Annotated in this window: 13 protein-coding genes and 1 tRNA gene; 8 read left to right on the forward strand and 6 right to left on the reverse strand. The window is 54.2% G+C overall.

Annotated elements, in window-relative coordinates; translation table 11 throughout:
* The first annotated feature begins 204 nt into the window (after window positions 1-204).
* The 3 genes from R3C20_18250 (at window position 205) to R3C20_18260 (ending at window position 4,700) form a co-directional block, all read left to right on the forward strand.
* On the forward strand, window positions 205-1,260 hold the full coding sequence (locus R3C20_18250; GenBank protein ID MEZ6042446.1) for a DUF1559 domain-containing protein: 1,056 nt from the start codon (window positions 205-207) through the stop codon (window positions 1,258-1,260).
* Between the two features lie 137 nt (window positions 1,261-1,397).
* Entirely contained in the window at window positions 1,398-2,540 is a 1,143-nt protein-coding gene (locus tag R3C20_18255) for a prenyltransferase/squalene oxidase repeat-containing protein (GenBank protein ID MEZ6042447.1), read from the forward strand.
* Between the two features lie 144 nt (window positions 2,541-2,684).
* On the forward strand, window positions 2,685-4,700 hold the full coding sequence (locus R3C20_18260) for a prolyl oligopeptidase family serine peptidase (protein ID MEZ6042448.1): 2,016 nt from the start codon (window positions 2,685-2,687) through the stop codon (window positions 4,698-4,700).
* An 18-nt stretch (window positions 4,701-4,718) separates the two neighbouring features.
* On the opposite strand, the gene R3C20_18265 is transcribed toward R3C20_18260, so the two are convergent.
* Both R3C20_18265 and R3C20_18270 read right to left on the reverse strand, forming a co-directional pair.
* Complete coding sequence (locus tag R3C20_18265) at window positions 4,719-6,632, reverse strand: hypothetical protein (protein ID MEZ6042449.1); 1,914 nt, start codon at window positions 6,630-6,632, stop codon at window positions 4,719-4,721.
* Between the two features lie 183 nt (window positions 6,633-6,815).
* Window positions 6,816-7,754: a sialate O-acetylesterase gene (locus tag R3C20_18270; protein MEZ6042450.1), complete on the reverse strand. Its 939-nt coding sequence runs from the start codon at window positions 7,752-7,754 to the stop codon at window positions 6,816-6,818.
* A gap of 318 nt (window positions 7,755-8,072) precedes the next feature.
* On the opposite strand from R3C20_18270, the gene R3C20_18275 reads away from it, so the two are divergent.
* On the forward strand, window positions 8,073-10,832 hold the full coding sequence (locus R3C20_18275) for a c-type cytochrome (protein ID MEZ6042451.1): 2,760 nt from the start codon (window positions 8,073-8,075) through the stop codon (window positions 10,830-10,832).
* Between the two features lie 88 nt (window positions 10,833-10,920).
* On the opposite strand, the gene R3C20_18280 is transcribed toward R3C20_18275, so the two are convergent.
* Both R3C20_18280 and R3C20_18285 read right to left on the reverse strand, forming a co-directional pair.
* Complete coding sequence (locus R3C20_18280) at window positions 10,921-13,407, reverse strand: serine/threonine-protein kinase (GenBank protein MEZ6042452.1); 2,487 nt, start codon at window positions 13,405-13,407, stop codon at window positions 10,921-10,923.
* Window positions 13,404-14,048, reverse strand: coding sequence for a sigma factor (locus tag R3C20_18285; protein MEZ6042453.1), 645 nt, complete (start codon window positions 14,046-14,048; stop codon window positions 13,404-13,406). Before R3C20_18285 ends, R3C20_18280 begins: the two co-directional genes overlap by 4 nt.
* A 216-nt stretch (window positions 14,049-14,264) precedes the next feature.
* Between R3C20_18285 and R3C20_18290 the strand changes: the two genes are divergently transcribed.
* Window positions 14,265-14,759 (forward strand): hypothetical protein, encoded by a 495-nt coding sequence (locus R3C20_18290; protein MEZ6042454.1) that lies wholly within the window; start codon window positions 14,265-14,267, stop codon window positions 14,757-14,759.
* Window positions 14,760-15,203: 444 nt separating this feature from the next.
* Here the strand turns inward: R3C20_18290 and R3C20_18295 are convergent.
* Window positions 15,204-15,297: transfer RNA gene (locus R3C20_18295), tRNA-Sec, on the reverse strand.
* 273 nt (window positions 15,298-15,570) lie between these two features.
* Here R3C20_18295 and selB point away from each other — a divergent pair.
* The 3 genes from selB (at window position 15,571) to argS (ending at window position 20,409) form a co-directional block, all read left to right on the forward strand.
* On the forward strand, window positions 15,571-17,571 hold the full coding sequence (gene selB / locus R3C20_18300) for a selenocysteine-specific translation elongation factor (GenBank protein ID MEZ6042455.1): 2,001 nt from the start codon (window positions 15,571-15,573) through the stop codon (window positions 17,569-17,571).
* 257 nt (window positions 17,572-17,828) lie between these two features.
* The gene (locus tag R3C20_18305; protein ID MEZ6042456.1) at window positions 17,829-18,152 is read left to right on the forward strand and encodes a DUF6793 family protein; all 324 of its coding nucleotides are present in this window, start codon (window positions 17,829-17,831) and stop codon (window positions 18,150-18,152) included.
* Window positions 18,153-18,456: 304 nt separating this feature from the next.
* The gene (argS, locus tag R3C20_18310) at window positions 18,457-20,409 is read left to right on the forward strand and encodes an arginine--tRNA ligase (GenBank protein MEZ6042457.1); all 1,953 of its coding nucleotides are present in this window, start codon (window positions 18,457-18,459) and stop codon (window positions 20,407-20,409) included.
* A gap of 17 nt (window positions 20,410-20,426) precedes the next feature.
* On the opposite strand, the gene R3C20_18315 is transcribed toward argS, so the two are convergent.
* Entirely contained in the window at window positions 20,427-22,337 is a 1,911-nt protein-coding gene (locus R3C20_18315; GenBank protein MEZ6042458.1) for an IGHMBP2 family helicase, read from the reverse strand.
* Window positions 22,338-22,829: the final 492 nt, after the last annotated feature.

Genomic DNA, 22,829 nt, shown 5'->3' on the forward strand with positions numbered 1-22,829 from the left:
ACTACGGCGGTTCCCGAAAACACACCAAAATCTCTCGGGAAACTCGGGATCCCGCGACCTGGAAGCAATATTCCTCACCGGAAACACGTTGGAACGCAATTTGCCTTTTCGTCCGATCCCAGCCCAGTCCGGTCCGGAGCAGGCGAGCAGACGCTCCGGCAATTCCTCAAATCGACATTCCGATCAGGCAGGCTTCCATTCCAGATGCAATCTGCAACAAGAACCCAGGTGATCAGCGGCTCAAACGCCCACCGCAGGATGATATCTCCCGGATTTACTCTGATTGAACTTCTGGTGGTCATTGCGATTATCGCCATCCTGATCGCACTGCTGCTTCCGGCTGTGCAACAGGCTCGCGAAGCAGCCCGAAGGATTCAATGCAGGAACAACCTCAAACAACTGGCCCTGGCTGTCCATAATTACGCAGATGTCTATTCGGCATTGCCCCCGAGCGCCTGTATCAATCCCGCCACCAGTGGCGCCGGGAACAATGGTTCGTGGGGAGTACACGGCCGAATTCTGCCCTATCTGGAACAGGGAAATCTTTATGCTCAGGTCGATCTTTCACTCGCATGGGACGGTCAAATGTCCATTGACGGACTGAAGATTCCTGCATTCGCCTGTCCCAGCGATCCACGAAGCGATGAAATTCGAAATGCGGGCCCTGGATTGCCAACCCTTTATCCCACAACCTACGGATTCAACTTCGGATCGTGGTTCGTTTTCAACCCGGCTACTGGAAAAGGCGGAGACGGTACCTTCTATCCGAATGCAAAACTGAAGTTTGCAGCCTTCTATGACGGAACAAGCTACACGCTGATGGCCTCCGAGGTGAAAGCCTGGACTCCTTATCGAAGAAATGGCGGGCCCCCCTCGACAACAATCCCCCAGACAATTGCTGAAGCCGAGACCATCATCGCCTCCGGTGGTCAGTTCAAGAATACGGGTCACACGGAATGGCCGGATGGTCGGTTTCACCACCATGGCTTCACGACGACAATGCAACCCAACGCGAAGACTCACTGTTCTGACGGGTCGACGAACTATTTAGAGTGTGACTTCAACTCAAATCAGGAAGGCCGAAATGGCCTATCCGGATCACCGACCTACGCCATCATCACTTCCCGTAGCTTTCATACGGGAACTGTCAACTCGGCTCTGGTGGACGGATCTGTTCGGACGATCTCTGAAAATATCGATCTGGGCGTCTGGCGAGCGCTGGGAACTCGCAGCGGGCGTGAAGTCATCGGGGAATTCTGATTCTCTGTTCCAAAAGAACATCATCCGTTGGCCTTCGTGCGGAATCAGCAATCACAATAAGTACTCAAACCATTCAGACAACTATCCACCGGTTTCAGCTATTTCGAAACCGCAATTTGCAATCAGGGTTACGAAAAATGATCAGGGCAATCTCTCCATCACGGAACTCACTCTTCAAACACTGCTTCTTCGCTCTGCTTGTGATCCCGTTCACTTCCTCGTTTTCCGGCGCACCGTATTCGGGTTCGACCCTGGTCGCGGACGAAACAGAGATCGCACCGATGCAGAAGAAAGCTCTGCAGTTTCTCGAAGTCACACAAAACGAAGACGGTTCCTGGACGCGATCCGATGCCGTTGGAATTACGGCTTTGGTTACGTCATCACTCATCGAAACCGGAAAGTCCGTCGATGACCCGATTGTTGCAAAGGCACTGAACTACCTCGTCAAAAACCAGCAACCAGAGGGTGGCATCTTTGCCGCGGGAAGTCGACACCAGAACTACGAAACCTGTATCGCATTGATGGCCCTGGCTGATGCCAACAAAGACGGTCGTTTCAATCAACACATAAAGAAGGCAGAGACATTTCTGCGAGGGCTGCAGTGGGATGAAGGCGAAGGCATCGAGTCCTCCGACGGAGCCTATGGTGGTGGCGGCTACGACAGCAAGCAACGCCCGGATATGTCCAACACGCAGTTCCTTGTGGAAGCGTTGAAAAAAGCGGGCGTCAAAGAAGACGACCCCGCCATGCAGAAAGCGCTGATCTTTGTCTCCCGGGCTCAGAACCTGGAATCCGTACACAACACCCTGCCCTTTGCAGGCAAAATCAATGATGGCGGGTTCATCTACACACCAGCCAAAGGCGGCGAATCCAAAGCAGGCAATGACGACAACGGAGGATTGCGATCTTACGGCAGTATCACCTACGCTGGCCTGAAAAGCCTGATCTTTGCCGGCCTGAAGAAAGACGACCCAAGGGTGAAAGCGGCAACCGATTGGATCCGAAATCACTACACACTGTCCGAAAACCCCGGTATGGGACAACAGGGTTTGTTCTACTATTTTCACACCTTCGGCAGGACAATGAGCCTCATCAGCAATGATCAGGATTTTGTCGATTCAAAAGGTCAGAAGCACGACTGGAAGACGGAGTTATCCAACCGCCTCAGGGATCTTCAACAGCCAAACGGCAGCTGGACCAATCCTGCTGATCGCTGGTACGAGGGAGATCCAAACCTGGTGACAGCCTACTGCCTGCTTGCGCTTAGCTACTGCGACTGAAAGCTTTGGCGATCAGCACACTTGCGGAGTCATCCAGGGCCCGATTCAAATCCGACCCGGACGCTGTCGTTTTGCCGCGCACGATGTCACAATGGCCGCCCTTTGTTGCGATTGTGGTTTCGGCCTGTTTGTGCGAGTCATGCGATGTTCGGCATTTCGAAGTTTTCATTGATTTTCGTTGGGTTCCTGCTTGCTGGCCTCGTTGTCCCCCGTGACTTCGCTGTGGCACAGCAGGATCAGAAGGCACCGACGCAGGAAGAACGGGACCAATTGCAGGATGGGTTGAAGAAACTCAGCCAGCTAATCGACGCGCTGCGAACCGTCGATCGGATGGAGAATCGCACCCAACGTGCGTTATTCGCCGACGTTGCGGTTTTCGCAAAGGCAGTCGAATGGCAACTGCGACACGACGAATTCTTTAAGCCCGACTACGTCAAACAGGCCCAACGGGCAATTGAAACCGGAATATCCCGCGCACAAAGCCTGGCTGATGAAAAGGCTCCGTGGGTCGTGCAGGAAGGTTCGACAATTCGCGGCTATGTCAGCAAAGTGGATCAGTCCATTCAGCCGTATGCCATCACGCTGCCAGCAAACGTAAACCCATGGGATGGAAAAAGATGGCCGCTTCATGTCGTGCTGCATGGCCGAGCCAATCAAATGAACGAAGTGAACTTCATCTCGAAGTTCGAAGGCCGGACACCCAGGACGCCAGTCCACTGGATTCAGCTCGACGTCTACGGTCGCGGCAGTAACGCTTACCGATGGTCCGGTGAGACAGACGTCTTCGAAGCCATAGCCGATGTCAAACGCCGGTTCCGAATCGACGAGAATCGAATCACCCTGCACGGCTTTTCCATGGGCGGAGCCGGAGCATGGCATCTTGGAATGCATTACCCACATCTCTGGTCGTCCGTCGGACCGGGAGCCGGTTTTGTTGACTTCTACAAATACCAGAATCAGTCGGATCGACTACCGGCATGGCAGCATCAGACCCTCGGGATTTACGACGCTGTCGATTATGCGCTGAACGCAGCAAACGTACCGGTATGTACCTACGGAGGTGAAATTGATCCTCAGCTGGCGGCGAGTACCACAATGGCTGAGGCCGCACGAGAAGAGGAAGTTGAAATCAAGGTCATTGTTGGCCCCGGAATGGGACATAAGTTTGACCCGAAGAGTCAGCAGGAATTCATGGCGTTTCATATCGAGAAGTCCGAAGCGGGACGCCCTTCTGTTTACGATCGACGCCACATTCGATTCACGACGCGCACTCTTCGGTACAACACATGTGACTGGCTGACCATCGAAGAAGTCGAAACGGTTTACGCTCCTTCGACCATTGATGCCAGAATCAATTCCGATGGTGATGTTGAAGTGAATACATCGAACATTACGGCCTTCCGGCTGAATCGAGACATCGCCACGAATGCCATCATTGACGGAACACTCCTTCCATGCCGGACTGCTGCCGATGGGTTATTGCCCGACGTTTGGTATCAGCGCACCGAAGATGCCTGGCAGGTGCTCGACTACGACTCCTCGCGCGAATTCGCTGAGAATCCCGAGCTCAGTAAACGGCACGGCCTTCAGGGCCCCATCGACGATGCATTCATGGATGCGTTCGTCTGCGTTCGCCCAACTCAACCATCACTGATCCCCGCCGCCAACACATGGGCGAAACATCAACTGGAAGTATTCGAACAGGAATTTGACTTCTGGCTGCGAGGAAAGGTGCAGGTCGTAGATGATAAAGACGTCACAGAAGAGCATATCGCAGGCAACAATCTGATACTGTTTGGTGATCCGCAGTCGAACGCATTAATCGCCCGCGTCGTCCAGAACCTGCCCATTGAATGGACGACACAGAAGATTCGTGTTGGACACCGCGAATGGGACGCCTCGACGCATGGGCTGAGCATGATCTATCCGAATCCACTGAATCCACACCGCTATGTCGTGATCAACTCCGGGCACACGATGCACGATGTTGACTTTAAGGCATCCAACGCCTGGTTGTTTCCCCGAATGGGAGATATCGCGGTTCGACGCCTCCAGCCTGTCCCGGCAACCAACGACAGAAACAGTACCGACCAGAGTTCCACTGACATTGTCTGGGCAGAAAACTTCAATTCCAACTGGTTGCTGGACGAAGCTGAGTAACTGACGACATCGGATATTTTAATCGGCCTCTGACTCTGCATTTGGCGACGATTGCTCTGTGCTTCTGGATGAAAGGTGCAGCTGCGGCGAAGTGGCCTGACCACGCAATTCGATGACCTGGTCCGCACGGTTCTGCGTGAGGTAAGCTGTCAGGTCGACCCCCATTTGCTTCAGCGAGACAAGATGTTGCTGCTGAATCTGGTTGACTCGCTGCATAGCCGCTTCCCTCTGCTGATCGGTCGCTTCACGTTGTCGTCGCTCAAATTCGCGTTGTCGTTCTGCGTGCTCCAAATCGGCAACTCGCTTTTTCTGATCCATTTCAATCGCATGCTGTACCTCGGAGGATTGCTCCTGACGACGCATACTGGCTCGGCTGAGCTGACTCTGAAGGCGATAGTTTTCAAGATCCTGAGTTTGTTCCTCCGTCGCACGATCCAGCTGCAACCGAGTGCGTGCTTCAATCGCCTGATCGTGCATCTTCTGCAGGGATTCGGCTGCCCCGTATCCCCGATATACCACGTTGTTAACACGATAGCCGATCTGCTCAGCCCGGGAGAGTAAAGTTCGATAAGTGCCAGGATCGTTCAAACGACCAGTCGCCTGCTTGAATTCTTCGAACGAAAGCCTGCCAGTGAACTCAACAACGTCAGCAGTGGCAGCATTCACAAAATCCCCGATGGGATCCCGCGTCGAATCCAGCATTCGTTCGATATGAATCAGTTCAAAGAAGACCATCAATCGAATCACAATCACGGCGTTGTCAGACGTTCGTACATCAGGTACGTCGTGATACATCTGATCCGGCATCAGCCACAGTTTCTGAAAACGGAGGGAGTTGGGAATCTTCTGAACCCCAAGATGCCCGCCGGGAGAAGCATGCCAGGAAAAACTATGCAGCCATTCACCAGGCTGTGGTGTGAACATTGCCGGTCCATGCACAAGTCGACGATCCGTTTCCGAGGGCATTTCGGACTTACGCGAATAGACAACGACCGCTTCCCTCGCCGCCAGTTGCAGGCAATCTTCTGTCGAGATCGACTCGTGAATTCGGGGGTCTTCCCAGAGCTCAGCAGGGCCCGGAAGATGCTGCTGCGATCCATCAAGAAAACGAACAATCAGAAACTGCCCGGGATGGGCCACATGGTGTGTCAGGGCTTCGAAGCGATTGCGACCGATCCAGACTCGTCGAGGGCCGACAAGCAGGTCGCGTTCTCCGCTGAGAGATGTGCGCAGAACACGTTCACCATCGTCGATCGTATAGTAAAGCATACCCCGCCCCCTGGTCTTTCTCACTGTGGAATTAGATGAATAAAGATCATAGCCACGGACATTCGACTCGGGATTCGGCCCTCGTCTGAATTCCGCCCTCGATCTTTTCGCTGAATGCCGCACCCGTTCCGAAGCCGGCGCGACATCGGAAAGGAACTCGTCATCGTCTGCAGACCTGGAGGACACCGACGTATCGGTGAATTCACTCAACATCGAGTCCGCAGATTCCGACGCAGATTTGAGATTCAGCCGCACAAGCGTCTGAACGATATGATCCGCATGCCCCGGAACCAGAACGACGTTCTTTGCCAGCAGGAAAGACAATTTGTCCATCAGCGCAATGTCATCCGCATCCTGCGCGACGATGTAGTACGTATCTTCAATCTGATCGAAAATGATCGGAACGACGCGGTGTTCCCAGAGAACGGATGCCGGTAACACACATACAAGTGACTTCGGCACAGTCCGGAGTCGACGTCTGATTTCGGAATCCGGGAAGGACGGTCGAATCCGCCGGGAAACAGAGCCGCCAGGTCCGGCGATATCGGCTACGTTCGTGGAGGTATTCCCTGGAGACGCTTCATTCAGCGTATCCAGCACCTGGTCCTCGGACCAGTCGCTCTGTTGCAGCGAACCCGAACGACTGGAATATCGGTAGTCCATCCTGGGTGCCCCCACATCCCGGCAGGAATCGCCAAAACCAAATCAGACTCACGCGAACCATCCACAGCATTGCAGCGGGTGGAATCTGGGAAATGCAAGCGGAATCATGAGATTCCGTCGTTTGATCCGTTCATCACAGAAACCGCTCTCACAGAAACACCCCCGCGCGACTGTCGACCTGGCTTAGTCTTCTTCAGCGTCCTGAACAACGGCATCAGCAAATCTGGCACCCAAATCCAGATATCCTGCCGAATCATAGTGCCAGGGGTCGGAGTACCCGTATGCGTCGGTTGTTGTCACGATCGCCGCATTTTCGTCGCGTTGAACGAAGTCCGACTGCGCTTTTCGAACCTGCTCCCCATACTCCCAAACTCTGCCATTAGCACTGGCCTGTTCGTAGTCGTCCTTGCCGGAATCCGAAATGCGCCCGATCACAACGCGCAGATCATCCTTTCGCAAAGCTGCTCGAATCAGGTCCATCAACCGCTTCAGATTTGCTTCGTAACGTCGGGCGACATCTTCATCTCCTGCGTCACTTTCACCCTGCATCCAGATAATACCCGCCGGGATCAGGGTGTCACTTTCACCGTCGCCATCGATATCCCTGATCGCAAACGCATTTCGAAGTGTGGCCAGGAAATGATCATACTGATTGATGTCACCATGACGTCCGCCTGCAACATGAAAGTCTGGCTCCCAGCAACCAAAGATCTTTGCGGCCTCTGCATCCGCAGCGATGGATGTGCCCCCGCGTGAGTACTTAACGATGGCAATATTAGAATCCGGGTCGAGTTCCCGGAGGCGGCGTGCAAATGACAGTTCGACACCGAAGCGATCCGACAATGTGTTCTGGATCCCATCGGACTTAAACCCGGTTCCGTAGCCGGGCTTCAGTTCTGACCAGACACCACGGCCGTCAACAGGCTGACCATCAAGGCCCTGATTGCCATGAAAAATCATCACCCCGGAAACCGGTGCCGTGTTCGGGCCCTGCAATTCCCTGACATAACCGAATCCATCCATGTTCGACTGGCCGCCCAGATAATACAGCTTGTAATCTCTGGCCTGCAGAGAGCCCGAAAACAACCCGACCACAAAAAGAAACTTCACCCACGTCTTCATGCTGGATTATCCTTCATTTGTAGACTCGACCGTGTCCTCACAGCGCTGACCATTGTTCGTCGGTGACAACTTTCATGAAATCCCGGAAGCTCCCACCGGGAAATTTTTCGGGGAGTCCAGTCGCCGACTTAATTGCGCCGACTTAACTGCACAGTGTTTCCTGCATTGATGAGGTTCCGTTCGTGAAACGGTAACGTTGGCAGCATTGCATCGCTGTGAGGCTTTGTTCATCATTCATGCCACCCCCCACCCCGTCCAAAGATACTCTGGGAACGCCTTCCCACACAATCGAAGCCTCTGCATACAGACCTGTTCCAAATGAATATCCAGTCCAACCGACAAATGCTGTCACTGTGCATCGCATCAACCTTCCTGATCCTGACGTGCTCCGTCGATGCAGAAGCGATGGCCGATTCTCACGCAATTGTGCCTGGTTATGAACGATTTCGAGTGGCACATTTATCACCGGCGGAAGCGGGGCGACTACTGATCTCAGAACTCAACTGTCAGTCGTGTCATGGCAGGATGAACGATCAGGTCTTGCCTCCCCGCGAAGCCCCCGTACTGACAAATGCAGGGAATCGCGTTTCGGTGGATTTCCTGAAAACATTTCTTGCAGATCCACAACACATCAAACCCGGAACGGCGATGCCTGCCTTTGCTGCTCTGCAATCAAAAGATGGCAAGCCCAACGAAAACGCAGAAGCATTGGCAGCGTTCCTGGCGAGCGACTCGACCTTTCGGTACATGGCGATCGGTGCCGATTCTGCCCGGCGTGGAGAAAAGCTCTTCCGCTCCATTGGCTGTGCTGCCTGTCACGGTGACCAGCGTCAGGCCGCTGTGGATCGTCCTGCATTCGCGATGCCACTTGGAAATCTGTCCGAAAAGTATTCGCTGACCTCACTGAGCAGTTTTCTCAGCAACCCCCATGCTGTTCGCCCATCAGGCCGAATGCCATCACTGAATCTTTCGCCTGAGGAGCTTCGCGACGTCACCAGTTATCTTCTGAGAGATCTCGACCAGTCCAGAGTGCAGGCGAATGTTCGCTTTGAAGAATACCATGGAAGCTGGGAACAGCTGCCTGACTTCAGTCAGCTAACACCTGTCTCCACCGGACTCACGACGGACATCACTGTCGAAGCTTCGTCACGCAGAGAAACTTTCGCATTACGGTTCAGCGGGTTCCTGCAGATTCCGAAAGAGGGACAATATCGTATCCACCTCAGCAGTGACGATGGCAGCCGCGTCCTCATAGACGGACAGCCTGTCCTTGTCGCGGACGGAATTCATCCGGCCGGCAACGAGACGGCTCGCCATCAAATGAATGCAGGTCCGCACGAAGTTGTCGTGGAGTATTTTGAGTATCATGGACAGGAAGAATTGAAAGTCGAGATCTCCGGAAACGGCCTCGCTCGCCAACCGATGGCCGCTCTGATGACCGTCGATCGACAGCCTGCCGCTCCTGAAGACGCAACACCTGAGACTGACAGCAGTCTGATCGAAGAAGGGCGTCAACTCTTTGCATCGCTTGGTTGTGCCGCCTGCCACCAACATGGCCAGGGTGACCAGAAGATCCAATGGACGAAAACAGCGCCAACGTTCCAGAACATCAGGTCAACCCAGGGTTGTTTGTCACCTTCGGCCGGGAGCAACGTTCCTGTCTTCGCGCTTACCGAACAACAACGCAGCGACATAGTATCTGCCATCGAAGCCGATCAGAACAAAACCACCGAGACAGCAACCCGGGAACAGGCCATCACCCGGATTATGACAACTCTGAACTGTTACACGTGTCACCAGCGGGACGGACTTGGCGGCGTACCGAATGAATTCAACGAACTGTTCACCGGCAGCATTCCGGAAATGGGCGATGAAGGCAGAATTCCACCACATCTGAATGGCGTGGGTGACAAACTCAACCCGGACTGGCTGAAACATGTCCTCAACGAAGGCGCGAAAGATCGACCGTACATGGCGACTCGTATGCCCAAATTCGGTGCGAGCAATGTGGGAGCCCTGCTGACAATGCTGGAGGGCGACCAAAAAAACGAGGTTGATCCGGTTGAATTTGCCGAAGCTGAACACCGCGTAAAAGCAGACGCTCGCCTGATGATCGGCGATCAGGCACTGTCGTGCATTAAGTGCCACTACTTCGATAAGTTTGCCGCCACTGGAATTCAATCGATTGACATGACCACCATGACAAAGCGCCTTCGGCGTGACTGGTTCCATCGTTATCTGTCGAACCCACAGGCCTATCGCCCGGGAACTCGCATGCCGGCAGCCTGGCCCAATGGCAAGTCCGTCGTCCCAAAGATTCTGGATGGAACAGCTCCCACTCAGATCGAAGCCATCTGGAAATATCTCGAAGACGGCAAGCAGGCGAAGATCCCATCGGGATTACAAACGCAGGCCATCGAACTCGTCGCAAAAGAACGGCCTTTGATTTATCGCAACTTTATCGAAGGACTCTCTCCTCGCGGCATCGCCGTCGCATTTCCCGAAAAGGCTCACTTTGCGTGGGATGCAGAGCAAATGAACATGCGGCTCATCTGGCACGGAGCCTTTATCGACGCCTCAAAGCACTGGGTCGGGCGCGGGCCGGGCTTTCAGGCTCCTCTGGGCGACCACATGATGACGCTTCCCTCCGGCCCCGCAGTGGCTGTGCTTCCGTCGACCGATTCCAAATGGCCATCCGACAATGCTCGCGAAATGGGTTACCGGTTCCTCGGATATACCCTGGACAAGAGTGGCGTGCCAGCATTTCGCTTCCGAACTCCCGATGGCATCACAGTGCATGATCAAATCAAAGCACAGTCAGCGGAACCGGATGCTGAACTGACCCGCACGATCACACTGACGCCCGCTTCTGACACTCCAAACGCCTGCATTCGCATCGCGACGGGAGAACTGATCGAACAAACCGATGGCGAATGGGTCATCGACAACGCAATCCGCATCCGAAGTATCCATGGACAGGTCATCTCTCGAAAGTCGAGCCAGGGAAATGAATTACTTCTGCTTTTGCCGCTGAAGGCGAACACAGCAACAGAGGCGTCCTACACAATTCACTGGTAATCATCCCGCAAATCGTTTCAAGCCTCTGACGCCGCAAACTTTCTGACTGAAGCCAACCTGCCACAGGATCAGTAGCCGCAGGCCAAATTCATTTGGTTCGTGCCTGGCTGTGGTCATCCTGTTTTTGGAAACGCGTCAGCCGCTTAATTCGATCCGCAACCTGAAATCGCGCCCGGGGAGAATCAGGAGCCACTTCCAGAGCTTTTTCAGCGGCGGAAAGTGACGCCTTCAGAGCGATAATCGCTGACTCATCATCATTACGTCGTAATGCATTCTTCCATGCCTGCAGATGCGCTTCGCAAACGCAGAGATAACTGTGTTCATTGCGAGGAAATCGAGAGACACACTCTTCGGCAAGAGACAGGTACGCTTTCTGAATTACTTCTGCGTCGTCCAGTAATCCCTGCCGACGGAGGTACGTACTGATCCCTGTGATCGAGCTGGTCAGCCGGCCGTGAAGGACATCCAGCAGCAGATCCTGATCCCGGATCTGTTGTTGCTCCATAAACTGCAATGTGTTGTCCAGGATGATCTGGCTGCTGGAGGCCGACAAAGCGTCCAGAAATTTGCCGCCTGAATGCTCTGTGCCGACAGATGATTCCATGCACCAAAACTGATCGCCCATAAATGCGAACAGTTTCTCCTGATCCAGATTGAGTTGATTTTCCTCAAGCACCCAGTCTCCCAAAGACAATTCAGGCCAGTCATTGTCCTGAACGCGCGATGGAAACAGGCCATGACGAATCCAAAGATCGGGGCTTTCGCTGGCATCGGAAAGCTGGTCCCAGAATTCGAGTTCGTATGTCTCGAACATGGCTGCTTCTGTCGATTCACGGCTCCAGCGAAAATCCCACGTCAGAGAACGAAAGTAGTCAATAAAAGACACCGCCCAGAAAACCCTCGATCTGTTGTCCCTGAGTCGATTCAGCAGGGGAGCAGTGTCGACAAGAATTCTTCCATTACGACGAAACTGTTCGAAGCGTCTCTGAGGGACAATGACATCACTGGTGTCGCGCAGATAGCCATACATGAATCTCGCAGCAATTAACTCAGTGAGTGCGACCTGATCGTCCGGCTGAAGTTCGTTCGCCTTCTTCAGCAGCTCAACCGATGTATCCAGTAAGTCCACTGCAACCGCGTGCATCGTCTTATTTAAGCCTTCCGTGAAACGTTCGGCCGCTCGCAATTCCAAAGTGCCATATCTCAGGCAATCTTCGAACGAAACCGGGGATTCAGACAACACACGACGATTATGAAAACGAGTTGATTCCAGTAGTCTCGCCGCACGGTCCGGGCCGAAAGCGGCAGCATCCCGAGTAATCTCGTCCGCCCATTCGTTAATAGTCAGTGGTATCGAAGCTCCCGACACCACTGCGTTTGAAGGTTCCGCAGACGATTTCAACCCGTTCGGGGAAGAGCCAGGCCGGTTCAACGCAAGAACCAGGACCAACACAAGGAGGATGGCGGGAATCAGAAAACGGATGCCGTGAGTACCCGCCGAGTGCTGCCTGACAATCCACGACTGCAGTTCCAAAGCCAGATGAGCACAGGATTCGTATCGGTCTTCAGGATGCTTTGCAAGACACCGTTCTGTCATCTGCCGCAGGCCTTCCGGTATCTTGTCCAAGCCGGAAGTTCCCCAATCAATCTCGGCATCCATCACCTGCCGGACAACACCGGTGGAGGTTTCTCCGCAAAATGGAGGAACCCCCGTGAGTAAAGTAAACAGGATTCCACCGAGCCCATAGACGTCAGTGGCCGGTGATAACAAAGTCGGGTCACCAAGGACCTGCTCCGGAGCCATGTAACTTGGTGTGCCTCGAATCTGGCGTTCCCTGCCAGCATCTGTCGACTGCGACTGACGCGAACTTGCAATTCCAAAGTCCGCTACCTTGGGAACGATACTGTCCCACGTCGTTCCCGCTGAAACATCGATCAGGATATTCGAAGGCTTCAGGTCAAGGTGAAGCACGCCTCGCTTGTGGATCTGATCGACGGCACTGGCAATGACACTGATAAACTGAGCGATCTGCAGAGGAGTCGCCGGTTGATCCAGCCAGCTTCTGAGAGTGCCACCCGCAACATACTCGAAAACCAGAAGAAAACACTCCGGCGTTTCTTCCACGCGATACAGCCGGACGACGTTGTGATGTTCCATCTTTGCCGCAATGCGAACTTCATCCAGCCATCGGAGCCTTTCGGCTTCGTTGCTCTTCGCGTCAACGTGAATACGTTTGAGAGCAATCAGCCTGGACGTCGTCAGGTCTTCTGCAAGATAGACGACCGAACCACCTCCACGCCCGAGTTCACGTTCCAGCCGAAACCCTTCGATTTCGGGCAGCGGATTTACGTCCAAATCAACATCCGATCGATCAACGCCCTTTAGCAGTGGGGTGACCGTTTCGCGTTCCGCTGACGCCAGGTCCTGCAGGAATTCCTGACATCGAACGCAGGATTCAATGTGTTGTTCAAGTTGCTCATCAGGCCGTTGGGAACCATCGTCATCTAAGTCGCAGTTGCCCAGGTTCCGCAGGACAGAATGGTCCGGGCAGTGCTGCGAACCGTTTCGCATCATTTTGCCGCTTCCTGACGCAATTGCCGGCAGACGCGAGAGTATGCCGCGAATGCAGAGGCATATCGCATGGAGTGGCGTTGAGCAGTCTCCGAAATCGATTGCCCCTCAATCGCTATGTCATGAAAAACAGCCCAGGTCCGCGGACTAACCCGAGCTCGAACACGCTCCGATATCAATGTGGCACTTCGCATCTCATCAGAAACACATAGTTTATCAGGCATTTCATCTGTTGTATCGAGGGAAACTGAACGCTCATGAGTGCCTTGCTTTTGCAAATAGATTTGAGCGAGCCCTGCTTCTCGTATGGTTCGACGTTTCTCCAGTTTCAGATAATCCAGCAGCCGGCTCTGATGCAGTGTTCGCAGCCAGCCGCGAAATGACATCCGTGGATCGTAGTGAAAAACAGTTAACCTGCGGGCGAGCTCCCAGAGAACCTGTTGGTTCACCTCTTCGACATCCGCAGAATTATTGAGTTTTCGACGGGACCAGCGTTCAAGCAAATGGCCGTAACTGCTCACAAAAGTCTTCCAGGCAGCCGTGTCTTCCCACGATTTCAATCGTTCCAGCAAAGTGGCACTGGTAACGGGGCCATTATCAAGAGAGCGACCAGACGTGGTAGCAGCGCCATCTTGTGAAGACATTCCTGAACCCCTCAACCAAGTGCGTGTAGATACCCGTCGTAATGTTGTCGGGGTAGAAACTCTTTGCTTTCCACACCCCCCGACTCTACTCAGCGAATGTACCTCAGGCAATCGGTCATCCTGAAATGTTGTGAAATCGGAATTCCCCCACCGATTCAAAGATTCAATTCACGGTCCACATGGCCATATCACCCCAAACCCTCCGGGAGTGTACCCATGACAACGCAACACCGCCACCCAGGCCCCGTTCCCCGGTCTGCCCGCTGCATCGTGCTGGTTATTTTCGCGGTGCTGCTGCTGCACGACAATTTAGCCTGCACGGTGATCTTCGCTGCCTCGGCAAATCCAACTCCGCAGAACAATTTCGACGGAGCCGTCTGGAGGTTCTCGATTGAAAACCGCTCCGGGAAAGCGCAGCGATATCGCGGAACTTACAGAATTTCGAATGGTCGCGTCTTTCAAAAAGAAACGCCTTCGGATGATGCCATGAGCAAACGCGTGGGCATGAACTACCCGAAGGACAGGAAGACCCGAACAGTCCTGAAGGACTTCCGCGTCTTCCCACACTCCGAACCGGCCAGCCCCGGAAATGAACTCCGGATCACGGGTGTTGCTTACCTGTCAATGGACCGCCCGGGCGAATGGTCAGGACGTTTCGTCGATAGCCAGGGACGACACTGGAAATGGCGTTGCTCGCGCGTCCAGGAATAGTCACGCCGCAAACAGCCTCTTGAAAAACGGGACTGGCTCGAGCAGGAGACCTCAAAACACAACGGCTTACAGCCTTCCAGCATGCCGTCCCGATTTTTCAACGGGCAGCTAAACTGCAAAAGATTGTTTCGCTGATTCGGCGCGGCGCAGATCCGGATTGATTCTGGGTTGCCCCTGGAGTTTGCCCGAAACCAGGACAAGACACTTCCCCTCAACGAACGACCTGTTGATTGATGGCGCGTATTCCTCGCGAGATGGCGACTGGCACCTGCCGGAGACGCCCGCCCGTGTCTGATGTGCAGCCACAAAGTATTTGCCGTCAATCCGATGATTCTGCTTTCCCAAAGCCTGCGGTTCGCTCCACCGCCACTTCAGCCACCGCCACTTCAGGCAACAACCTCATCTCGTGGGATGCACCGGGCAGACATCGGTAAAGTGATCGAACGGAAGTGGATGGGAATCGAACCCACCTGGCGACTTTTCAGCCGCCACACTGGTTTTGAAGACCAGGGCAGTCACCAGATCTGCGTACACTTCCTGAGACGAACATGTGGTTTCAAGTGTTAGAGCATGCCGTCTTGTGGCAGACTTCCTTCGGCACTTTGAAAGTCAGCTCCGACCTGCCAGAGTACCATAGTCGGGTTCGAACGTAACTGGAACCCAACGCGAGAAACCGGCGAACGATCCGGAGTCGGATTGAAGAGTCTTATCGTTTCAGAATCTGAAGAAGCCAACCTCGGTTGCGGTTCCAGAATGGTGTTCGTCACAATTTCAACATGCCATCACAATCCAGATACGAGAGTCCCGAGCGATGAGTGGTGAAAGGCGGCCCGTCATTCTGGGGACGGCTGGTCATATCGATCATGGAAAAACTCGCCTCGTTGCCGCACTGACCGGGATTGATACACATCGACTTCCGGAAGAAAAACGACGCGGAATTTCGATTGACCTGGGATTTGCCAACTGGCAGACGGATGATTTTGTCTTCGGAGTAGTTGACGTTCCCGGGCACCGCAGATTCGTGCGCAATATGGTGGCCGGCGCTACGGGAATCGACATTGCCGTACTTGTTATAGCGGCTGACGATTCTGTGATGCCACAGACCCGCGAACATCTGCAAATCATGCAGTGGCTTGGAATTTCCTGCGGACTGGTTGTGATCACGAAATGTGACCTGGTCGATTCAGACATGATTGAGCTGGTCCGGCTGGATGTCGCAGAACTGACAAGAAACACCTTCCTTCAACATGCCGAAATCGTTTGTGTCTCCTCTGAATCAGGCGATGGGATAGAGAATTTACGGTCTGCAATTGTTCGCGCTGCCGGGCAGCTCCCAAAACGTACGGCGCAATGGCCCGTCTTCCGTTTACCGGTTGATCGATCGTTCTCACTTGCCGGGCATGGCACGGTCGTCACGGGGTCTGCTATTTCCGGTCAGGTGGAAGCGGGCGATCGACTGATATTGCAACCTGAACAGCTTGAGGTTCGTGTCCGAAGCGTCCAAACCCATCATCGCGCCGCGGATTCTGCCGAAGCCGGACAGAGAACGGCTGTGAATCTCGCGTCGATACGCCCCGAACAGGTTCCACGCGGTGTTGAGTTGGTAACGCCCGGCTGGTTTCGTCCAACACAGCGGCTTTTGGCCCAACTGGATGGATTGAATGAGACGCTCATCGCGCGGGGCAGGCTCAACGCGATGATCCACATTGGCACGGCAGAAATCCCCTGCCGGATTGTGATCAAGTCCGATGACGTATCCGCAACTGACACAGACCAGGACGAAATCGTCCGATCGCAAAGTTCTTCTGGCGGACTGATCTCTCAAATCGTGTTGCAGCAGGCCGTCATCGCTTCCCATGGCCAGCGTTTTATTCTTCGGCGGTTGGCCCCGGCAGCGACCATTGGCGGAGGGCTGATTCTGGATCCTTTGTGTCCAGCACGACTGCGAAACCGTGAGGCGATTCGACTGGCGACGGGCCTTCAGAATCTTTCGGCGATCGAACGTGTTTCTTCTGTCATATCGCTTCTGCCGATGGTCCCCGATGATCTGCGTGAAACAGCGATTCGATCGGGCTGTTCGCTGGCAGACGTTGAGTCAGCATTGCAGGAATTGCTGAAGATCGGTCGACTGGTAAGAATTGGCTCCAAAGAGCCCGGTCTGCTTGTCCACAGAGAACGACTGCAAGGCTATTCCCGCACCATTCTGTCCTGTGTCCGAAAAGAAATCGCGGCCCATCCGCCCGGGCGATCCCGTTCTCGCAGACTCCTCCAAAGTGCCTGCCACGATCTGCTGGACGAGCAATTAACTGCGTCTGTATTTGAATTGCTGATCCACGATAAGAAGTTGGTACCGCTTGGCCCGAACCTTGCCGTCGCTGGCAGCGAACACCAGCTCACAAAAAAGCAGTCCATGGCACTGAACCAGATTCTGGAACAGGTCCGAAAACACGAACTCGTGCCACCCACCCGGAAAGAACTGGCAGACTCACTCAACGAACCACTCTCGATGATCAGCGCGATGCTGGATATTGCCGTGGAAGATGGATTGCTCATTCGTGTGGATGAATCGCTGCACTTCACTCCGGATGCCATCGAAAAAGCGAGGATTGCTGCCTCGACGCTCCTGAAACAGAATGGACCTGCCACGATCGCTCAGTTGCGGGACGCGTGGACGATGACCCGAAAACACGCCGTACCGCTGGCACAGTATTTTGATTCCGTTGGCATGACCATACGTGAGGGGGATTTGCGAGTCGCCGGACCGAATCTGCTGCAATCACGGGGCGACTTTTCCGGTGAAGGCACCACCTGACCGGAAAGCCCCGGATTCGACTTTTTGATTCTCCAGCGTGTTGGCGAGGGGCCGTTTTCACTGGCTGTCCGGGGGCTCGCGCAAACTCGGGATGTCCAGCTGAGTTCGCCGGGGAAAGCCTGTTGATGGCAAGTCTGCGTCCTTTGCAAGAGCGGGTTTCTCATCTCACAGGATACTACATCTTGTGGAATTGTTGTTCCTGATATACTGTCCCCTGCCTCTCCGCTCGAAGTACTCTTAAAAACGTGGAATCCGCGATGGCGCTGTTCGAAATCGAAACTGAAGCACACATCATGATTGGCTGGGCCTCAAGTGTTGAGCAGGCCGAACACATCGCGATGAAGCACTACCCGGAAGAGAAAGTGGTTCGAATTACGAAACGCCCGCGAGATATTTGGGTGATTTCAAAAAGGCTGCTGGGTCTGGAAGGCAAGGTCCGACCATGTGATGTCGCAAGGGATTGTCTGGCGCGTGCCTCCGGCGACAAGCTGCATGCCATTCGCCTTTACATGCTCGACACGGGCGTAGATCTTCACGAGGCACAACGAGTGATCGAAGCAAACATGGCCATCGGCTGGTAACGGACGTGTCGAATTTTAATTTTCAGGCGGCCAGCCAGCTTTCGCGTTTGGATGCCAGATGGATGTCTCTCCGGACGAAATAGACAGAACGACGGACCAGGTTCGGGAAAAGCTTGCCAGCACGCAGTATCAGCTCGCTGGGACCAGTGCCGTATCACGCTAGAATCGTCCCTTCGCAGAAACAGCGACGTCATTCGAGTGCAGTCTGAACCTCCTGAAACGAATGGTTGTCGCAACACTGTTTCGCGACGTTGCTGAAACTGTTCTCATTTGACCTCGTCCGTTTGTGTACTGGCCTTGATCCATGACATTGCTGAATCTTCTGAAAGACCGATTTCAGGCTGCCCTTCAACCGCTCACAAGTGACGTGGCTTCGTTGCTTGAGATGATTCGCGTCGCGCAGGATACAAGATTCGGCGACTTTCAGGCCAATTGCGCCATGCCGCTCAGCAAGCAGCTCGGTCGACCCCCACGGGACATCGCAGCGGCCATCATTGAGCACCTGGATGTATCCGACGTTTGTCACCCACCGGAAATCGCCGGCCCCGGTTTCATCAACCTGAAACTGAAGGATGAGTTTCTTGTCGCAAGGGTGAACGCCGTCGTCACAGACGAAAGACTGGGTGTCGAAGTTGCAACTGAACCGCGGAATATCGTTGTTGATTTTTCTTCTCCGAACGTCGCCAAGCCAATGCATGTCGGCCACCTGCGAAGTACCGTCATCGGCGACGCCATCTGTCGCACACTGCGTTTCGCCGGGCACAAAGTGACAAGCGACAACCATATTGGCGACTGGGGCACTCAGTTTGGCATGATCATCTATGGCTTTCGTAACTTTGCAGATCCCGATGCCTACAGATCCGATCCCGTCGCTGAACTCGCCCGAATGTACAAACTGGTGAATCAGCTGTCTGATTATCATGCGACCGTTGCAAAACGCTCTCAGTTTGAGGCGGCCATCCAGCAGGTTCAGCAGCAATTACAGGCTTGCGAATCGGCGGCTGATTCGAATGACAAGAAAGCGCAAAAGCAGGTTGCTCAATTCAGAAAACAGCTTGACGCAGCGGCGGAGGCGCTGAAGTCTGCCGATGAAAAAATCCACGCTGTCGAAAGTTCTCCCGTTCTGAAGGAGATGGCGGATTCGCATCCGGATATTGCACGAAAAGCCCGCGAGGAAACAGCCAAGCTGCACGCGGGCGATGCAGATAATCGGCGACTCTGGGATGAGTTTCTTCCCGCCAGTCTGCAGGCACTCCAACAGGTGTACGATCAGCTGGGAATTCAGTTCGATCTGACACTGGGGGAAAGCTTTTATAATCCCATGCTTCCGGGAGTGATTGAAACTCTGAAGACACAGGGCCTGGCATCCGAAAGTGAAGGGGCAACCTGCGTCTTTATCGAAGGGAATAAGGCGCCGTTTATTGTTCAGAAGACCGACGGTGCCTACACCTACGCGACCACTGATCTGGCAACGATCCAGTACCGTCTGACGGAACTTCATGCGGATGAAATTCTGTATGTCGTTGACAAGCGCCAGTCTGAGCATTTTCAGTTGCTGTTCGAGACTGCCCGTCAAATGGGAACCACCACCAGATTCCAGCACGTAAGTTTTGGGACTGTTCTTGGTGACGATGGAAAACCTTTGAAGACCCGGTCTGGCGACAATGTTGGCCTCGAAAGCCTGATCGAAGAAGCAATCACACGTGCGCGCAGAATTGTGGATGAGAACGATGACAAGCGGGAAGGATCGCCACTGACCGCCGCACAACGAGCAGAGGTTGCACGAATCGTGGGGATCGGCGGAATTAAGTACGCAGACCTGCATCACAATCGGGACAGCGACTATAAGTTCGACTGGAGCAAGATGCTGGCGACGACGGGAGATACGGCCGCATACATGCAGTACGCGTATGCACGCATCTGTGGCATTTTTCGAAAACTGGACGTCGATCGTAATGCTCTGAGGATGGAAGGTCAGATTCAGATCACATGCCCGGAAGAGCGTGATCTGGTGATACAAATGCTCCAGTTCGACTATGCCATCGACAGCATGCTGTCTGAGTACCGACCACACATGATGACGGCGTGGTTATTTGAATTGTCCGATAAGTTCAGCAAATTCTATGCGAAGTGCTCCGTTCAGGACGCCGAATCCGATGAGATTCGAAACAGCCGACTGCAACTGTGCGACCTGATGGCTCGCTGTGTTCAGATTGGCCTTGGCCTGCTTGGCATTGAAACAGCTGAAGTGATGTAGTTGGAGCCCCCGGTCAACTATTGCTCAATGAATTCCCAGGCCGTCTGGTAGTGTGCGTTCTGTTCGAACCACATCAACAGCGTCTGGAAGAATTCGTCGGCCGCCAGTGTCGCACTGTCACCAACCACAATCAGCTTTCGCCTCGCTCGTGTCAGCGCGACATTCATGCGGCGGGCATCGGCCAGGAAACCAATTTCGCCGATGTTGTTGGACCGAACCAGCGAAATCACAACCGCCTCTTTTTCTCGACCCTGAAATCCATCGACCGTATCGATTTCCAGTTGGTGCTGCACCGCGTGCTGCCGCAGCCACCTCACCTGCGCGGCATACGGAGCAATCACAGCGATTTGTGCGGCAGGCAACCCTGCTTCACAAAGCGCATTCACCTGTTTCAGCACAAGTTCACCTTCCTGTGGATTGAGCTTACTAAGACCTTCGGGTTCCAGCTCTTCATTCCAGCCTGTCCCCGCCGTGTCAATGAAGACGACAGGAGTATCATCCACAAGTTCGCTGCGTATCCGGGGCAGGTCAGACAGCACATGCCGACGAACAGACTCATCAGCAATCAATGTGTTTTCGTAAAACTGCTGTGACGAAAACCCCATGATGGACTCATGCATTCGATACTGGACGGTCAGTTGACGGGTGACGGGGTCGCCGAAATGATTGACCAGCCGCTCCATCAGACTGACAGCGAATCCCTGTTTCGCCGCGGGTTCCGACAGAATGGTGGGAGGAAGTTGCAGATGGTCCCCAGCCAGAATGATACGATCGGCCCTTCGCAGGGGAACCCAGCATCCCGGCTCCACACTCTGACAGGCTTCATCGATCACCAGCACATCAAACCGCATGTCATCCAGAATCGAATCATCGAATGTTGTCGTCGCACAAATGACCCTGGCATCTTTCAGTATATGACTGACCGCCTGCCGCTCCAGAAGTCTCGCCTGGCGCCGGAGCTCGCGAGCTTCCTGTCGCTGTTGCCATCGCTGACCGGGTGCTGGCCTGGAACGAGTGTACCGGTCCGCCTTCCTTTCTATCTGTTCTGCCTCCCTCATCATCTGACGGACCAGAGACATAGCTTCATGCTGTTCGACCAGTGCATCAAGCGAATGTTCACGAAGATCTTCCGAAACGCGGGCAGGATGACCAAGCCGAACAGCAGGCTCACCGGCTGCAAGCAGCCGCTCCAGCAGATTATCGACCGCAGTATTGCTGGGCGCGCAGGCCAATACTCTTTCCCCTCGTGCAATCAGTTGACGAATGACTTCGATCACCGTCGTTGTCTTGCCCGTTCCCGGCGGCCCGTGAATGATGGCCAGGTCGTTGGCTGCCAGTGCGTGGACGATCGCATCGCGTTGTGAATCGTTCATTCGTTCTGAAAGCTGAGCCGGCAATTTGGGATTTGGGTGGAATGTGGGTTCGCGTTCTCCCAGAAGTAAATCCCGCAATTGAGCCAGACGCCCGGAAGCGTTTCTGGCAACTTCAAGCGAGCTGGACTGTCGCTTACGAGTAATCTCATCGGGTGACAGGTCCAGACGAAATCGATCGCCGGACGGCCAGTCATCGACGGCGACTTCCACCGAGTCGCCCCTGCGTGAACTAACAACACCCTGAACCGAATCGCCGTCACCATTCCCGCATTCTGACAGAATCACAGGACTGCCCGATTTGAATCGATGCCACGGCATTCGCTCCTGAGACCGCCGTTTGGCAAGTGTCAATAAATAGCGACCTCCCAGACCTGTCGTGTGATTCCGGATGACAAGGTCCAGCAGGGTTTCGCCCGATCGTTCTGCTGATGCCGACGACTGCGTGCGCCGTCGCTCGGCCATTCGCTCACGCTCGGCCTCCCCTTCCATTTCCAGCCATCTCTGGAGGTTGTCAAAATGTTTGCCCGCGTGGAACGATGATGAGCCCGATGTCATAGTTCTTTTCTGTCAGTCCCGATCATGTCGGGACTCGAATGTGATTTGAGCTGGATTGGCAGGGAAGTCTAATCGTTTCGACTGAATGTGACACCGTGGCCGCGCCGTGCGGTGAGTGTCAATGTGCGGGTCACTCGAGACCAATGCGAACGTTCCCGGTCCGTGGATGTGCATCCGGGTGTATCCGGAGCCAGTCCAGAATGAACTCCCACCATCCCGTGAACAGCCGTAGACTGTGTGGCAACCCCGTCGGCTGAGCTCACTACGTCCCGGAAGAACCGGCCGTCTCGCGCTGAAGCCAATCGGAGCTGAACAGAGCCTTGCAGCAAAGGGTTCGACGAATCTCCAGCCGGAGACCAGCTTAACTCTGCGGAAGTTGTGCAGTCGCGTTCAGATCCGAGCCCTCGCGAGAGACATTGATGCGCGAGTAGCCGGTTTCCGTTTCCCGGATTCAGGGCGGTGGCTCCGAAAGACGCAAGACAGGTGTTGATC

This window comes from Planctomycetaceae bacterium (assembly GCA_041398825.1).
GTDB lineage: Bacteria > Planctomycetota > Planctomycetia > Planctomycetales > Planctomycetaceae > F1-80-MAGs062.